The following is a 15,247-nucleotide window of genomic DNA, read 5'->3' as shown; positions in this document are numbered from 1 at the left end:
CGTTTTTGCCTTATCACCTCTGGTTAGCTGTTAATTCTTTATTTTTGCGCTACTCAGGAGTGAATCATGCAACGTAGAACGTTATTAAAAGCTTTTGCACTCTCCGCCTCTGTAATGGCTATGGGTCTTTCATTCCAGGCCTATGCCGCCGACACCATCAAAGTCGGGATCATGCATTCGCTCTCGGGAACGATGGCGATTTCCGAAACGCCGCTGAAGGACGTCGCGCTGATGGCCATCGACGACATCAACGCCAAAGGCGGGGTACTGGGCAAGAAGCTGGAGCCGGTGGTGGTCGACCCGGCCTCCAACTGGCCGCTGTTTGCCGAGAAGGCACGCCAGCTGCTGGCCCAGGATAAAGTGGCGGTGGTGTTTGGCTGCTGGACATCGGTCTCACGTAAATCGGTGCTGCCGGTGTTTGAGGAGCTGAACGGCCTGCTGTTCTACCCGGTGCAGTATGAAGGGGAAGAGATGTCCCCCAACGTCTTCTATACCGGCGCGGCGCCTAACCAGCAGGCTATCCCGGCGGTGGAATACCTGCTAAGTGAGGATGGCGGCGGCGCCAAACGTTTCTTCCTGCTGGGGACGGACTACGTCTATCCGCGCACCACCAACAAGATCCTCCGCGCCTTCCTGCATGCCAAAGGGATCCAGGACAAAGATATCGAGGAGGTCTACACCCCGTTCGGCTACAGCGATTACCAGACCATCGTCGCCAATATCAAAAAATTCTCCGCCGGTGGCAAAACGGCAGTGGTCTCCACCATCAATGGCGATTCCAACGTGCCGTTCTACAAAGAGCTGGCTAACCAGGGTCTGAAAGCGACCGATGTGCCGGTGGTGGCCTTCTCGGTGGGGGAAGAGGAGCTGCGCGGCATCGATACCAAACCGCTGGTCGGCAACCTCGCGGCATGGAACTACTTTGAGTCCGTCGATAATCCGACCAACAAAGCCTTCGTCGCCGACTATCGCGCGTACGCCAAAGCGCACAAGCTGCCGAATGCCGATACGGTGGTGACCAACGATCCGATGGAAGCGACCTGGGTGGGTCTGCATATGTGGGCGCAGGCGGTGACCAAAGCGGGCACCACCGATGTCGATAAAGTGCGCGAGGCGATGGCCGGGCAGACCTTCAACGCGCCGTCCGGTTTTACCCTGACCATGGATGCCACTAACCATCATCTGCATAAGCCGGTGATGATCGGTGAAATTGAAGGCAACGGCCAGTTCAACGTGGTCTGGCAGACCGATAAACCCGTTCGCGCGCAGCCGTGGAGTCCGTGGATCCCCGGTAACGATAAGAAACCTGACCATCCGGTGAAAACCGTCAGCCAGTAAGCGCCAGGGCCGGCGGGGCTGGAGCATAGCGCCCGTCGGCCGCTGACCAGAGGAGAACGACATGAACGCATTGCGTCTCATGAATGTGTTGGCGCTACTGCTGATCCTGCTGCCATGGCGGGCGCAGGCCGCGGAGGCGGACGACTTCGTTGCCGCCAGTCGCAGCCAGCAGGCGCAGCTGTTGACCCAGTGGGCGGCAGCGCCGCAGGCGGATCGTCTGCCGCTGCTGCGGGCGTTGACCACCGAGAGCCTGGTGATGGACGACGGAAAACATGCTTTCCGCACCCGACAGGGCGGATTACAGCCATTGGGCGCTGCCGCCGCGCCGCAGGGCGAAACCCGACCGGTCCGTCTGACCAACCGGCTACGCAATCTGGCTGCCGGCGCGCTGGCCAGCCACCTTATTTTAAGTGACAACGTCACGGAGAGAGCTTCCGCCGCACGAACGCTACAGCGGGAAGCGACCCCGGCCATGGCCGCGCTGCTGCAACAGCGGCTGCAGGCGGAAACCGATGATAATGTGCGGGGTCTGCTGGAGGTGGCGCTGGCGCGCCTGCAGCTCACTCAGCCTGAGGCCAGCGCGCGGCTGGCCGCCGTGACGCTGCTCGGCCATTCCGCGGACCCGGAAACCCAGGCGCTGCTGATCCCCTTTACCGATGCCCAGCATGAGCCGGATGCGGCGGTGCGCGAGGCGGCCAGCGACAGCCTGCAAAAGATCAAACATCGTCTGCTGCTCGGCGATCTGCTGGGCCAGGCCTTTATGGGGCTGTCGCTGGGATCGGTGCTGTTGCTGGCCGCGCTGGGGCTGGCGATCACCTATGGCCTGCTGGGGGTGATTAACATGGCCCACGGTGAGATGTTAATGATCGGCGCCTACAGCTGCTGGCTGGTACAGCAGGCGCTGGCGCAGCTCGCGCCGCAATGGCTGGCCTTTTATCCGCTGGTCGCGCTGCCGGTGGCGTTTCTGGTGACCGCCGGGATCGGCATGGCGCTGGAGCGCACCATTATTCGTCATCTGTATGGTCGGCCGCTGGAAACGCTGCTCGCCACCTGGGGGATCAGCCTGATGCTTATCCAGCTGGTGAGGATGCTGTTTGGCGCGCAGAACGTGGAGGTGGCAAACCCGGCCTGGCTCTCCGGCGGCGTGCAGGTCCTGCCGAACCTGATCCTGCCGTGGAATCGGCTGGCGGTGCTGGCGTTCGTCCTGCTGGTGCTGTGTTTTACCTGGCTCATCCTGAACCGTACCCGTCTGGGGATGAACGTCCGCGCCGTGACGCAGAACCGGGCGATGGCCGCCTGCTGCGGCGTGCCTACCGGGCGGGTGGATATGCTGGCTTTTGGCCTCGGCTCCGGTATTGCCGGACTGGGCGGCGTGGCGCTGTCGCAGCTTGGCAACGTCGGGCCTGAACTGGGTCAGGGATACATCATCGACTCGTTTCTGGTGGTGGTGCTGGGCGGCGTCGGCCAGCTGGCCGGCAGCGTGGCGGCGGCCTTTGGGCTGGGCATTTTCAACAAAATTCTCGAACCCCAAATGGGCGCGGTGCTGGGCAAAATCCTGATCCTGGTGATGATTATTCTGTTTATTCAGAAACGCCCGCAGGGTCTGTTCGCGCTGAAAGGGAGGGTTATTGACTGATGAGCCAACCAATCACCTTAACGCTGGCGCAGCGCGCGCCGCGGCCTCTGCGCTGGCTGGGGATCCTGCTGGTGCTGGGGCTGCTGAGTATGCCATTCCTGGCGCTGCTGCCGGCCTCGCATCCGCTGGCGGTGCCGAGCTGGCTGCTGACGCTGAGCGGCAAAATCCTCTGCTACGCCATTGTGGCGGTGGCGCTGGATCTGGTCTGGGGCTATGCGGGCATGCTGTCGCTGGGGCACGGGATCTTCTTTGCCCTCGGCGGGTACGCCATGGGGATGTACCTGATGCGCCAGGCGGCGGGTGACGGTCTGCCGGCGTTTATGTCTTTTCTCTCCTGGAGCGAGCTGCCCTGGTTCTGGTGGGGCACGCAGCATTTCGCCTGGGCGATGGCGCTGGTGGTGCTGGTTCCCGGTCTGCTGGCCCTGGTTTTCGGCTGGTTTGCCTTTCGCTCGAAGATCAAAGGGGTCTATTTCTCGATCATGACCCAGGCCCTGACCTATGCCGGTATGCTGCTGTTCTTTCGCAACGAGACCGGGTTTGGCGGCAACAACGGCTTCACCGGTTTTACCACGCTGCTGGGTTTTCCGGTCACCGCCACCGGCACCCGCGCCACCCTGTTTATGGCCACGGTTTTGCTGCTGTTGCTGACCCTGTGGCTGGGCTCGGCGCTGGCGCAGAGTAAGTTTGGCCGGATCCTCACCGCGGTGCGTGACGCCGAAAACCGGCTGATGTTCTGCGGGTACGACCCGCGCGGCTTCAAGCTGCTGGTATGGACGCTGTCGGCGGTGCTCTGCGGTCTGGCGGGGGCGTTATATGTCCCGCAGGTCGGGATCATCAACCCCAGCGAAATGTCGCCGACCAACTCCATCGAGGCCGCCATCTGGGTCGCGCTCGGCGGGCGCGGCACCCTGATCGGCCCGGTGCTTGGCGCGGGGCTGGTCAACGGCGCGAAAAGCATTTTCACCGTGGCGATGCCAGAGTACTGGCAGCTGTTTCTGGGCCTCATCTTCATCATCGTGACCCTGTTTTTACCCCGCGGAGTGATGGGCCTGCTGCGTCGAGGAGACCGCTAATGCAACCGGATGAAGGACTGTTTACCCGTCAGCTGCCCGGCGATCGCTTTCGCGAACAAACCGATCCGGTGCTGCAGCTGGAGAATATCAACGTCAGCTTTGACGGTTTCCGGGCGCTGACGGATCTGTCGCTGGCGATAGGCGTCGGCGAACTGCGCTGCGTGATCGGCCCCAACGGGGCGGGCAAGACTACCCTGATGGACGTGATCACCGGCAAGACCCGGCCGCAAAGCGGCAAAGCGCTCTATGACCAGTCGGTGGATCTGACCACTCTTGACCCGGTGGCCATCGCCCGCCAGGGCATCGGGCGCAAGTTTCAGAAGCCGACGGTCTTCGAAGCGCTGACGGTGGCGGAAAATCTCGCCCTGGCGATGAAGGGAGATAAATCGGTGTGGGCCAGCCTGCGCGCCCGGCTGAGCAGCGAACAGGACGATCGGCTGAATGAGGTACTGCGCCTGCTGCGTCTCGACGGCGAGCGCTACCGCCAGGCCGGTCTGCTGTCCCATGGCCAGAAACAGTTCCTTGAGATCGGCATGCTGCTGGTGCAGGAGCCGCATCTGCTGCTGCTTGATGAGCCGGCGGCCGGCATGACCGATGCGGAAACGGAGTATACGGCGGAGCTGTTTCGTACCCTGGCTGGACAGCACTCCCTGATGGTGGTGGAGCACGACATGGGATTTGTCGAGACCATCGCCGACCGGGTGACGGTCCTGCATCAGGGCCAGGTGCTGGCGGAGGGATCGCTGCGGGAGGTGCAGGCCAATGAGCAGGTCATTGAAGTTTATCTGGGACGTTAAGGAGCGCCAATGTTACAGGTGAGTCAGCTACATCAATACTACGGCGGCAGCCATATTTTGCGTGGGGTGGATTTTTCCGCCCGTCAGGGCGAAGTCACCTGCCTGCTGGGGCGCAATGGCGTCGGTAAGACCACGCTGCTGAAATGCCTGATGGGGCTGATCCCGGCGCGCAGCGGTGAGGTACGCTGGCAGGATCAGAACATCACCCATCGCAAACCGCACCAGCGGGTGCAGGCCGGGGTCGCCTACGTCCCCCAGGGGCGCGAGATATTTCCGCGCCTGACGGTGGAAGAAAACCTGCTGATGGGGCTGTCGCGCTTTCCCGCCCGCGAAGCGCAGCAGGTGCCGGAGGAGATCTACCAGCTTTTCCCGGTGCTCAAGACCATGAAGCAGCGGCGGGGCGGTGACTTATCCGGCGGTCAACAGCAACAGCTGGCGATTGGCCGCGCGCTGGCCAGCCGTCCGCGGCTGCTGATCCTCGATGAACCCACCGAGGGGATCCAGCCTTCGGTTATCAAAGAGATTGGCGAGGTGATCCGCCAGCTGGCGAGCCGCGGGGATATGGCGATCCTGCTGGTGGAGCAGTTCTATGACTTTGCCGCCGGGCTGGCGGACCACTACCTGGTGATGTCGCGCGGCGCCATCGTCCAGCAGGGCAAGGGCGGTGATATGGAGAGCGACGGCGTGCGCGCCATGGTGACCATCTGACCAGGCCGGCGGCGTGCGCGCCGCCGGTTTGCGGGCTATTTGCGCAACAGCCGCTGCAGGCGCGCCTGGCGCCAGTTTTTGATCCATTCGCCGAACACGAACAGGCGTAATCCTCTCACCACCAGCAGGGCGCCCCAGATCAGGGCGACCCAGCCGGACCAGTAATACTGTGGATTAGTGAAGCGGTTAAGCACCGCCAGCAGCACGCAAACCACCAGCGCCACCGACAGCGAACGGAAAAAGCGGCTCTCCTGATGCACCCGCGCTTTGGCTTCCTCTATGCGCAGATCCAACGAGGCTTCCGGGCCCTGCGCACCCTCCCGCGAGGCTTCGCCGCCGATCTCGGCCACCGTGACCTCAAAGACCGCGGCGAGGGCGCTGAGGGTCTCCAGCCCCGGGCGTTCTCCATTCTCAATGCGCTGGATCGTGCGGACGCTGAGACCCGCCATTTCGGCCAGCTGCTCCTGGGACCAGGCGCGCTGTAGCCGTAATTGTTTGACCTGATTGTTGCTGTTCATATTCGTATGCTCCATGACGTTCTGCGGATGTAAACCTGTGATGGAGTATGGTGAACCGGGCCGCCAGCCACCACGACAGCGACCCGACAACGGCCCGACATCAACCCGACAGCCGCATGCCAGCTGGTGTCAGGCGTTAGCCAGCGGACAATCCGGCTGCCAGGGACGGGCATTCATCCCGCGGAAAATCATCAGCCAGGCGGCGACAATCGCCACGATAAGAATGACAAAAAGCGACCAGTGCGGCAGATGGGTGAGGATCATCCCGGTGAACATCGGGTTGAATGCCGCGCCCAGCCACCCCAGCGACTGGGCGGAGAAGTAGCTGGCCTTCATCCCCGGCGGGGCAATATGGTCAATCAGCATATACTCCCCGGGGGCATAAATCACTTCCCCGAGGGTGAAGATCGCCGCCGAGATCCCCCACGCCCACAGGCTGGCGCCAGAGAACATAAAGCCCACGAGGCCGATAACAAAGCAGACGGTGCCGAAGGTCATCAGCGGGCGAATATTTCTGGCGCTCAGCCGCCGGCCAACCGCGTACTGCAGAGCGACCACCACCGCGGCGTTAACCGGCAGCACCACGGCCACCACTTTCTCGGCGAAGTCACTGCTGGCGACCACCAGCACATACTGCGAGAGACAGGAGGCGAAAGCGCCGCTGACGAAGGAGGCCAGCAGCCCGGAACAGGTAAACCACAGCAGCGCCCGATCATGCAGCAACACCGAGGGAGACCAGGCGACAGCGCCCGGCTGAGCCGCGGCCACCTCCCGCTGGAGAAACAGCTGAATAAACACCAATGGAAAGGCGGCGCAGGCGGCCGCCAGCCAGAACGGCAAATTGATGCTGTGCATCACCAGCAGCGTGCCGATGGGCGGCCCGACGGTCCAGCCGATATTGAGGATGGTATAGTTCAGCGAGAAGATACGCGCTTTTTTCTCCGGCGTCAGTCGGTCGGCGAACCAGGCTTTTAGCACGGTGGAAAACACCGAGTAGGCGCAGTTGATCAACGCAAAGAAGATCACCACCAGAATAGCGTTATTGACCAGCGGTATCGCGCTAAATCCCAGAATAAACACCAGCACTGACCACACCATATAGCGCTTTTTGTCGAACTTATCCGCGAGGATGCCAAAGCCCATGCTGAACAGCACGCCGACCACCAGCGCCAGCGACAACGCGTAGCCAATCACATCGACATCCAGCTGATAACGTCGGGTGAGGTAGATAGTCATAAACGGCAGTGTGGCCCCGCGGCCAATAGTTAGCAGTAACGACGATGCCAGCAGCGCGATGGTGGAGCGCCTGAGAGTGGTGATCATGATTTCCTTGCCTGTCATGTTGTTATAATTTTATGTCTTCGATCACAAATAACATGCTCATTACGCCTTGTACAGGTCAGCCCGGTCGCCGGGCTCACTTCCTGGCCTGCCAAAAATAATGATCTATCCTGGCGGCCGCTTTTTGGTTACTTTGATTTTGTTCACAAAAATTCTAATAACGACAGAGGCAGGGTATGACGAGGAAAGATGGACTGCTGGCGCTGCTGGTAGTGGTGGTGTGGGGGCTTAACTTTGTGGTGATTAAGCTGGGATTACACAATATGCCGCCGCTGATGCTGGCGGGGCTGCGCTTTATGTTGGTCGCCTTCCCGGCGCTGCTGTTTGTATCCCGCCCGGCCATCCCGCTGCGCCTGCTGCTGGGTTATGGCCTGACCATTAGCTTTGGTCAGTTTGCCTTTCTGTTCTGCGCTATTGGCCTGGGTATGCCTGCCGGGCTGGCATCGCTGGTGCTGCAGGCGCAAGCCTTCTTCACCATCATTCTCGGCGCCTTCGTCTTTGGCGAACGTCTGCAGGGCAAGCAACTGGCGGGGATCGCCCTGGCGATCTTTGGCGTGCTGGTGCTGGTGGAGGGCAGCCTTGGCGGGGAGCATGTGCCGCTGGTGGGCTTTATGCTGACCCTGGCGGCGGCGCTCAGCTGGGCCTGCGGTAATATCTTCAACAAGAAAATCATGTCGCATGCCGCCCGGCCGCCCATTATGTCGCTGGTGGTGTGGAGCGCGTTGATCCCGGTGCTGCCGTTTATGCTGGCCTCATGGCTGATTGATGGCCCGCAGACCATGCTGGCGAGCCTGCAACACATCGATCTGCTGACGATACTGTCGCTGCTCTATCTGGCATTTATCGCCACTATCGTCGGCTATGGTATCTGGGGATCGCTGCTGGGGCGCTATGAGACCTGGCGGGTGGCGCCGCTGTCGCTGCTGGTGCCGGTGGTGGGGATGGCCAGCGCTGCGCTGTTGCTGGGGGAGACGCTGAGCGGACTGCAGCTCACCGGGGCGGTACTGATTATGGCCGGGCTCTATATTAACGTCTTCGGCTTACGTCTGGTGCGGCCGGGTATGGCGCGCGGATAAAAAAAAGCCCCGAAGAAGGGGCTACACAATTATGCGTGTAATGGCATCACAGGTCGTGCTGCTGGTAGTACGGCACGCCCAGTTCGTCGGATTTATCACTGCCAGCCGCCATATGATTGAAATCAAATGGCGAATCGTTATGTTCCGAAGGGATAATCATTGTATCACGCTGGTTTTGACGCACCGGCGTGGTGTTTTGCTCCGCATAGCTGAGGCTGGAGACCAGCGACAGGAGTACGATAGCTGCGGCAGCGAATAGTTTCATGATTTCCTCAATACGTCTTTGATAATACAGGCGATTAACATCAGTTATTTAGCGGATGCAGATAGCGGGATTCGCCAGGTACATTCGTTATGCGATACTTGTGGGGCGGAACATCGAAATAGTTCTTGAACGTTCGCGTCAGGGTCTGCTGCGACTCGAAACCGTAGCGTTCCGCCAGGTACAAAATGGGCTCATTGCTCTGCTTGAGCTTTTGCGCAATCTCCGTCAGCTTGCGGCTGCGGATGTACTGGCCGAGGGAATGGCCGGTCTCTTTCTTAAACATACGTTGCAGGTGCCACTTGGAGTAACCTGAACGCTCAGACACTTTTTCCAGCGACAGGGGCGATTCCAGGTTATCCTCGATCCACGACAAAATACTATGGATAGTGATGGCGTCATTATTACGTCTGGACATCATCTTACCTCTTCTTATTTTACGGCAGGACCTTCTTGAGTAGTTGCTCAAGCGCGACGACTTCGTCCGCCGACAGATTTTTTGTTAACTCCTGGTGTAACTTCTGACCCACAACCTGATGACACTGCTCGCAGAGGGCTGCGCCGTCCGGTGTCAACTGCACCAGCACGCCGCGCTTGTCAGCGGGGTTGGGTAACCGTTCAATCCAGCCTTTGCACGCCAGGCGGTCGAGCATACGCGTCATCGCGCCCGGGTCGACGGAAAGCACGGTTTTCAGCTCAACGGGGGTAATACATACCTCGCAACGAATGGAACAGAGCACGCGAAACTGGGTCGCGGTAATATCCATGGGTGAGAGGTAGTCGTTGAGCAGGCGATCTTTTTTCTGGTTAACCATCTGGATCAAGCGGCCCAACGGGATCATTTCATTAAACAGGTCGCTGGTACTTTTCATGATGGTTGCCCAGGCAAGTAATTAGTTGCAGGTGATACTATTGCCCAGGCAATCATAAGTCAACATTATGAATTGGCCGATGCCACGATTTGCTAAAATAAAAAATTCTGACGTGGGTCACTGTTTGTGGTTTTGCTAACGCTTGTTAATTTTTAGCGGAAGTGGTTTATCAGCAGGCTGGCGGCGAAAGTGTCGAAGCCGGTATACTCACGGAACGAAACAATACTTAAAAAATGAATATTAACGGGACTTTAATTAACTATGTTCGATTTGTTTAAAGCAATAGGGCTTGGCCTGGCGGTGCTTTTACCGCTGGCAAACCCACTCACAACCGTGGCGCTGTTCCTCGGCCTGGCGGGCAATATGAACAACGCCGAGCGGAACAAGCAGGCGTTGATGGCATCGGTGTATGTGTTCGCCATTCTGATGGTGTCGTGGTATGCCGGTCAGGTGGTGATGAATACATTCGGCATATCAATACCTGGGCTGCGTATCGCCGGGGGATTGATTGTGGCCTTTATCGGTTTCCGCATGCTGTTCCCCCAGCAAAAAGCCCACGATTCGATGGAAGCGAAGATCAAATCGGAAGAACTGCAGGATGAACCGACCGCCAATATCGCCTTTGTGCCGCTGGCGATGCCAAGCACCGCCGGTCCGGGAACCATCGCGATGATTATTAGCTCCGCCTCGACCGTTAAGCACGGCGTGGACTTCCCGGAGTGGGTGGTACTGGCGGCGCCGCCGATCATCTTTTTGCTGTTAGGGGGGATTCTGTGGGCTTGTCTGCGCAGTTCCGGCGCGATTATGCGTCTGGTAGGCAAAGGCGGCATCGAGGCCATTTCGCGGCTGATGGGCTTCCTGCTGGTCTGTATGGGCGTGCAGTTTATTATTAATGGCGTGCTGGAGATCATTTCGACCTGGCACCCCTGATCGCCCCGGATGGGATGAGAGACAACAGCCTGCCGGTAGCCATGCCGGCAGGCTTTTTTATCGCGGTAACTCAGGAGTGGTGCGGTTGATGGTCTTCCAGCGATACCGGCCAGCGGCGGAAGATCATCAGAGACCATACCAGCGCGGCCAGCGCCGGGATGGCACCGATGTAGCCGATGGAAGCCATCGACAGATGCAGACTCACCTGGCTGCCCACCAGCGCGCCAGCGCCAATACCAATATTAAAGATGCCCGAGAACAGGGACATGGCGACGTCGGTGGCATCCGGCGCGGAAGCCAGCACTTTTACCTGCATACCGAGGCCGATAATCATGATCGCCACGCCCCAGAAGATACTGAGCAGCATCAGATGATGTGCATTGTCCGAGGCAGGCAGGAGCAACAGCAGGCAGGCCAGCAGCAGGCCGATAGCGATGCTAATCAGCCCGGAAGCGTGCTGGTTGCCGAGCTTACCGAACAGAATGCTACCGATAATACCGGCCCCGCCGAGGATCAACAGCAGCACGGTAGCAAAGTTGCCGCTCAGGCCCGCCACCGTCTGGACAAAGGGTTCGATATAGCTGTAGGCGGTATAGTGGGCGGTCACCACCACCACGGTCAGAATATAAACGCTGACCAGCGCCGGGCGGCGGAACAGCACCGGCAGGCTTTTCAGCGAGCCAGAATGTTCGCTCGGTAGCGTCGGCAGCAGTTTTACCAGACAGGCAAGGGTGGCTAACGCGCCGAGGCCAATCGCCAGGAAGGTCATTCGCCAGCCAAAATACTGGCCGATGATGCGGCCAATCGGAATACCGAACACCATCGCCAGGGCTGTACCGGTGGCGATCAGGCTCAGCGCCTGCGCCCGTTTGCCAGGCGGCGCCATACGGATGGCCAGCGCTGAGGTAATCGACCAGAAAACCGCATGCGCAAAAGCGATGCCAATGCGGCTAATCACCAGGACATCAAAACTCCACGCAAAAAACGACAGAACGTGGCTGGCGATAAACAGAATAAACAGGCCGATGAGCAGCTGCCGGCGCTCCATTTTGCTGGTCAGCAGCATAAACGGCAGCGACATCAGCGCCACCACCCACGCATAAATGGTGAGCATCATGCCCACCTGGGCGGTTTCCATGCCGAAGCTGCCGGCAATATCGGACAGCAGACCGACAGGGGCGAATTCTGTGGTGTTAAAAATAAACGCGGCGATGGCCAACGTCACGACACGTAGCCACGCTACCTTGCGTGAGACCGTATTCGTAGTCATAAGCTCTGGACGGGTGATTCAAGGGAAGATGTGACGGTGATCTTAAAACGATTACTGGCGAAAAGACAATCATTTTGTGATCTGCATCTCATTTCGCTGCAAGTGGCTGGCCGCGGTTAAGCAATTAATTTTGCTATGGATAGTGTCAGGGGAGCGCTTTTATGTCATGTTGAAGGAAAGTAAAAAAAGTAAGGACAGTGTATGCAGGAAATTCAATTTTATCTGGTCGATGCCTTCAGCGATAAAAACTTTGGCGGTAATGCCGCGGCCGTTTGCCCGCTCAGCGAGTGGTTAGCGGACGATGTATTGCTGAAAATGGCCCAACAGCATAACCAGTCCGAAACGGCGTTTTTCGTCCACACCGACGAAGGCTATGAGCTGCGCTGGTTTACCACGCTGGGCGAGATCAACCTCTGCGGCCACGCCACCCTGGCGACGGCGCATGTTATTTTCGAGTATCTTGACCATCCCTCGGCGACGATTACCTTCAGCACCCGTTTTGTCGGTGAACTGCGGGTGACCCGCAGCGGCGACTGGCTGACGCTCGACTTCCCGGCGTGGTCGACCACCCCGGTGGACAACCCGCCGGCGGACCTGCTGGCCGGACTGGGGCTTGAGTCTGCCGTCGAGGTGCGGGAGGGGCGTGATTATCTGGTCGTGCTGGCGGATCGCCAGCAGGTTGAAGCGGTGCAGACCGATATGGCACGTCTGCAGAAGCTCGGCAAAATGATCTGCGTCAGCGCGCCGGATGAGGAGTATGACTTTGTCAGCCGCTTCTTCTGCCCGGGTGAAGGGGTGCCGGAAGATCCGGTCACCGGCTCCGCCCACAGCATGCTGATCCCCTGGTGGGGCGAAAAGCTGGGGAAAACCACCATGATGGCGCGCCAGGTCTCCGCCCGCGGCGGCGACCTGCGCTGCCAGTGGCAGGGCGACAGGGTGCTGATTAGCGGCCAGGCCACCACCTATCTGCGCGGAACGGTTTACCTGCGAGGGTAACATTGTGTTTACGCCCGGTGGCATCCTCTACCGGGCGGATGGTTTTTAATGTTGTTCTGCGGTACTCAGGACGGAGGCTTTTTCTCCTTTGTCATTGATAGGTTCGATTTTACCCATCAGGAACAGGTAGTTGATTATCCCGATAACCACCAGAATGGCCGAGAAAATCAGTGCCCAGTTGAATGATCCTGTCGCAGCAACGATCGCCCCGGTAATGATAGGTCCTACCGCTCCTCCCATATTCGAAACTGTATTTTGCAGCCCAGCGACAATTGAGACGCTGTTTTTAGGGGCGACATCACCCGGTAAGGCCCAAACCTGTGATGCGGCTACCGTAGTGCCTGATTTGGCAACACACAAGAGAAAAACGGTCATGAAAACCGAGTCGGTAAATGGTGCAAAACCGATGCAAAGTGCCATGAGTAAGCCGATGGTCAAAAACAGTTTACGGGTCGCTGTTAGAGACAGTATTTTCTTATGTACCAGGCGATCTGAGGCCCAGCCAGCAAAAACTTCAATCACCATTCCACATAATAAAGGCAGAGCGGCTACCATCCCCATTTTAATAAAATCCATACCTTTCTCTTTTACCAGGTAAGTGGGAAGCCAGGTAATGAAAAAATAGGACGTATAATTGATGGTGAAAAAGCCGATGCACATTGCCCAAATGTTACGATAACGCAAGAGCTTATACCATTTCATTGGCAATACGGTTTTGTCGCCGTGATGTTGTTTTTGGCCATCGCGAATAATCCGCACTTCCGAAGGACTGATGCGTTTATGTTCTTCTGGGTTTTCAGCATAGATAAAATACCAGGCGATAACCCATAAAATGCCCACACTGCCGATGATCAGAAAGGTCAGTCGCCAGTCAAAGGTGTAGATCATCCAGACGATAAGCGGCATGGCAACGGCACCGCCAAATTTAGACGCGCTGTCGAACAGGCCGGATACCGTCGCGCGCTCTTTGTCCGGAAACCAGCGTGCGGCGATCCCTGCGTTGCTGGGGTAGGCGGCGGCCTCGCCAACACCTAAAGCCAGACGCAAGGCGAGAAGTGATTTAAATCCCGTGGCAACCCCCATCATCGAGGTGGCGATTGACCACCAGGCAACGGCTAGACCAAGACCTTTTTTCTGTCCAAAACGATCGGCGAACCACCCCGCGGGGATCTGTAATAACGAATATGACCAAAAAAAAGCAGCCATGATAAACCCCATCATTTCGGGGTCGAGCTTCAGTTCATCAATTAAATGAGGGGCGGCGGCAGATAATACTGTCCGGTCGATATAGTTAATGGCAATAGCCAACCACATTAATCCGGCTATCCACCAGCGAATACGAGTAGTGTTAGCTGTCGTGTTCATATATTCGGCTCTGAGTAGATGTTCGATATATTGGTGGGAATGACGTGCTTCCCACCTCGTTATTTACAGCGAATTCATAATGTTTTCAGGTCGTTCACCGCGACAGACGCAGGTAATAATATTGTTGACGCAGCGCGCGCTGATATTGCTTATTGCACCATCCGTATATCCAGCAATGTGAGATGTTGGCGCAAAATTTGCCAGGGTAAACAAAGGGTGCTTAGCGCACGGCTCCTCGAGAAAAACGTCAGCTGCGGCTCCGGAGAGGTGTCCTGATTTCAGTGCTTCATACAACGCTTGTTCATCAACGATACCGCCTCTGGAAACATTAATGAGGATTGCCCCTGATTTCATCTGCTGTAGCCGGGCGGCATTAAACATATTTTCAGTTTCCGGGGTTAACGGCGTATGCAGACTAATAAAATCACTTTGCGCCGTCAGGGTATCCAGTGAAACATATTCAACCTGATGCTCCTGAGCAAATTCTCTGTCCGGCCAGGCGTCGGTGGCCAGCACTCGCATATTGAATCCGCGCGCACGTCGCGCCACTTCCTTGCCGATATGGCCTAAACCGACGATCCCCAGGGTTTTGCCATAAACATCAGTGGCAAAAATACGAGGCCAGTTGCCTGCTTTCGTTTCACTGATTGCCTGAGAAATCTGGCGGGCAGTATTGAGAATTAAACCAAAAGCAAAATCGGCCACCGCATGCTTATTGGCATCCGGAACGTTAGTGACAAAAATATTGCGCTGACGTGTCGCGTTAAGATCGATGTTATCCACACCAACGCCGTGTTTGCAGACAATTTTAAGCCTGGGAGCTTTTTCCAGCAGAGATTCATTGATGTCGGTAAAGGCGACAATCATCGCTATGGTATCAGGCAGATGCTGAGCCAGCATCTCTATAGAGGCATCGGCAGGCAACATGACCAGTTCCAGATCGGCCTCTTTCAGTGCCGAAATGGGCGCGTCGTCGTATTTGGCGAATGAGGGCGAGGTGCAAATTACTTTCATAACCGTTTCCTGTTTACTGGCGACAATGAGCGTCGCAAATACAAGACCTTG

16 protein-coding genes are annotated in these 15,247 nt (G+C 57.8%); 8 read left to right on the top strand and 8 right to left on the bottom strand.

Annotated elements, in window-relative coordinates; translation table 11 throughout:
• The first annotated feature begins 66 nt into the window (after positions 1 to 66).
• From urtA to urtE, 5 genes are all read left to right on the top strand, one after another.
• Complete coding sequence (urtA, locus tag R0140_RS14090) at positions 67 to 1,338, top strand: urea ABC transporter substrate-binding protein (protein WP_012968272.1); 1,272 nt, start codon at positions 67 to 69, stop codon at positions 1,336 to 1,338.
• Between the two features lie 61 nt (positions 1,339 to 1,399).
• Positions 1,400 to 2,974 carry an urea ABC transporter permease subunit UrtB gene (gene urtB, locus R0140_RS14085; protein ID WP_040968494.1) on the top strand — a complete coding sequence of 525 codons (1,575 nt, stop codon included), beginning with the start codon at positions 1,400 to 1,402 and terminating at the stop codon, positions 2,972 to 2,974.
• Positions 2,974 to 4,047 carry an urea ABC transporter permease subunit UrtC gene (gene urtC / locus R0140_RS14080; protein ID WP_008804969.1) on the top strand — a complete coding sequence of 358 codons (1,074 nt, stop codon included), beginning with the start codon at positions 2,974 to 2,976 and terminating at the stop codon, positions 4,045 to 4,047. Before urtB ends, urtC begins: the two co-directional genes overlap by 1 nt.
• Positions 4,047 to 4,844: an urea ABC transporter ATP-binding protein UrtD gene (urtD, locus tag R0140_RS14075; RefSeq protein ID WP_002904321.1), complete on the top strand. Its 798-nt coding sequence runs from the start codon at positions 4,047 to 4,049 to the stop codon at positions 4,842 to 4,844. The genes urtC and urtD overlap by 1 nt, the downstream gene beginning before the upstream one ends.
• A 9-nt stretch (positions 4,845 to 4,853) precedes the next feature.
• Complete coding sequence (gene urtE / locus R0140_RS14070) at positions 4,854 to 5,552, top strand: urea ABC transporter ATP-binding subunit UrtE (RefSeq protein ID WP_179153727.1); 699 nt, start codon at positions 4,854 to 4,856, stop codon at positions 5,550 to 5,552.
• A 35-nt stretch (positions 5,553 to 5,587) separates the two neighbouring features.
• Here the strand turns inward: urtE and R0140_RS14065 are convergent, their stop codons facing one another.
• Both R0140_RS14065 and ydeE read right to left on the bottom strand, forming a co-directional pair.
• Positions 5,588 to 6,070 (bottom strand): helix-turn-helix domain-containing protein, encoded by a 483-nt coding sequence (locus R0140_RS14065; protein ID WP_179153726.1) that lies wholly within the window; start codon positions 6,068 to 6,070, stop codon positions 5,588 to 5,590.
• Between the two features lie 129 nt (positions 6,071 to 6,199).
• Positions 6,200 to 7,393, bottom strand: coding sequence for an efflux MFS transporter YdeE (gene ydeE / locus R0140_RS14060; RefSeq protein WP_012968270.1), 1,194 nt, complete (start codon positions 7,391 to 7,393; stop codon positions 6,200 to 6,202).
• 194 nt (positions 7,394 to 7,587) lie between these two features.
• Between ydeE and eamA the strand changes: the two genes are divergently transcribed.
• Positions 7,588 to 8,487: an O-acetylserine/cysteine exporter gene (gene eamA / locus R0140_RS14055; RefSeq protein WP_008804965.1), complete on the top strand. Its 900-nt coding sequence runs from the start codon at positions 7,588 to 7,590 to the stop codon at positions 8,485 to 8,487.
• 46 nt (positions 8,488 to 8,533) lie between these two features.
• On the opposite strand, the gene marB is transcribed toward eamA, so the two are convergent.
• The 3 genes from marB to marR are packed head-to-tail and all read right to left on the bottom strand — an operon-like array spanning position 8,534 to position 9,621.
• A complete protein-coding gene (gene marB, locus R0140_RS14050) occupies positions 8,534 to 8,752 on the bottom strand; it encodes a multiple antibiotic resistance protein MarB (protein ID WP_008804964.1) in 219 nt (72 codons plus the stop codon).
• Positions 8,753 to 8,792: 40 nt separating this feature from the next.
• Positions 8,793 to 9,167, bottom strand: coding sequence for an MDR efflux pump AcrAB transcriptional activator MarA (gene marA / locus R0140_RS14045; protein WP_002904397.1), 375 nt, complete (start codon positions 9,165 to 9,167; stop codon positions 8,793 to 8,795).
• Between the two features lie 19 nt (positions 9,168 to 9,186).
• Positions 9,187 to 9,621: a multiple antibiotic resistance transcriptional regulator MarR gene (gene marR / locus R0140_RS14040; RefSeq protein ID WP_008804963.1), complete on the bottom strand. Its 435-nt coding sequence runs from the start codon at positions 9,619 to 9,621 to the stop codon at positions 9,187 to 9,189.
• A gap of 261 nt (positions 9,622 to 9,882) precedes the next feature.
• Here marR and R0140_RS14030 point away from each other — a divergent pair, with 261 nt between their 5' ends.
• Positions 9,883 to 10,551, top strand: a complete 669-nt coding sequence (locus R0140_RS14030) for a MarC family NAAT transporter (RefSeq protein ID WP_032739882.1) — start codon at positions 9,883 to 9,885, stop codon at positions 10,549 to 10,551.
• A gap of 70 nt (positions 10,552 to 10,621) precedes the next feature.
• Here R0140_RS14030 and R0140_RS14025 read toward each other — a convergent pair whose 3' ends face one another.
• Positions 10,622 to 11,821, bottom strand: a complete 1,200-nt coding sequence (locus tag R0140_RS14025; RefSeq protein ID WP_032739883.1) for a sugar transporter — start codon at positions 11,819 to 11,821, stop codon at positions 10,622 to 10,624.
• Between the two features lie 201 nt (positions 11,822 to 12,022).
• Here R0140_RS14025 and R0140_RS14020 point away from each other — a divergent pair, with 201 nt between their 5' ends.
• On the top strand, positions 12,023 to 12,817 hold the full coding sequence (locus R0140_RS14020; protein ID WP_032739884.1) for a PhzF family phenazine biosynthesis protein: 795 nt from the start codon (positions 12,023 to 12,025) through the stop codon (positions 12,815 to 12,817).
• 45 nt (positions 12,818 to 12,862) lie between these two features.
• Here R0140_RS14020 and R0140_RS14015 read toward each other — a convergent pair whose 3' ends face one another.
• Entirely contained in the window at positions 12,863 to 14,182 is a 1,320-nt protein-coding gene (locus tag R0140_RS14015; protein ID WP_032733014.1) for an MFS transporter, read from the bottom strand.
• A 63-nt stretch (positions 14,183 to 14,245) separates the two neighbouring features.
• Positions 14,246 to 15,196: a phosphoglycerate dehydrogenase gene (locus R0140_RS14010; protein WP_023322585.1), complete on the bottom strand. Its 951-nt coding sequence runs from the start codon at positions 15,194 to 15,196 to the stop codon at positions 14,246 to 14,248.
• Between the last annotated feature and the right edge of the window lie 51 nt (positions 15,197 to 15,247).

It is taken from the genome of Klebsiella sp. w6 (assembly GCF_033100215.1).
Taxonomy (GTDB): Bacteria; Pseudomonadota; Gammaproteobacteria; order Enterobacterales; family Enterobacteriaceae; genus Klebsiella; species Klebsiella variicola.
This window is presented reverse-complemented; position numbering and strand designations above follow the sequence as displayed.